This window comes from uncultured Mesonia sp. (genome assembly GCA_947499595.1).
GTDB lineage: Bacteria > Bacteroidota > Bacteroidia > Flavobacteriales > Flavobacteriaceae > Mesonia > Mesonia sediminis.
Genome location: CANMOY010000035.1, coordinates 1 through 809, shown reverse-complemented (window position 1 = coordinate 809; position 809 = coordinate 1). Strand labels below are relative to the sequence as shown.

Genomic DNA, 809 nt, shown 5'->3' with positions numbered 1-809 from the left:
CAAGAGCCGTGTGAGGGGAGACTTTCAAGCACGGTTCTGTGAGAGGCTTAGGGTGAAATTCCCTTTGTCTACTCGATGCCAAAGCCGTTGTGCAACATATGAGAAACGAATGAGAATTTTAATTTACACACTATTATTTCTGACTTTTAATCTGTCCTTTTCTCAAAAAACTTTGGATTATAATGCTATTCTGATTGAATTAGAGAACTCATCGGAATCTCTAAATACAACTCTGATTTCACCAAAATCTGACTTTTATATCGGAATTACAAAAGATGCGATTGTTGAAAATCCTGAATTGAATTCTTGTATTGACATTGAAACAAACGAAAAGAAAAACGAACAAATTATCGGAATATTGAAAAAGCATAATTTATTGGATAAATTGTACGTAGAAATCGAAAATGAATACTCTGATTTAAGTTCTGACCAAATATTCAAACCAACTGAAACGGAATTATATTTGGAATTGTTTTTTAAAACAAAAAGTTTTGGAATTATGAGCTGTTTTGTTCCTATTTTCGAAAAAAAGAAAGCCAAAGAACTGATTTGCGATTTGGACAAAATATTTGATTATAAATACTGTTTTAAGAAATTGAAACGGAAAATATAAATACGTTGCACAACACCGTGTATAATTAATTGCTTTGGTCGTTGCCTACTTGGAAAATTCCTTCGGAATTTTCTCGCGTTCGTTTTTGTTTACTAAATTAGTTGCTCAACCACGCAACTAACCATAGTGTGCCAAGAATCAACCAAGGCAATAAAACGGTTGAATGCTGTAAATAAGATGATGGTAGGTCCATCAG

Annotated in this window: 1 protein-coding gene; it reads left to right on the top strand. The window is 32.9% G+C overall.

Features of this window, described 5'->3' with window-relative positions; genetic code table 11:
* Positions 1–613: hypothetical protein (locus ACH2AZ_RS12455; RefSeq protein ID WP_394908095.1), on the top strand; the 613-nt coding region annotated here is incomplete at its 5' end.
* Between the last annotated feature and the right edge of the window lie 196 nt (positions 614–809).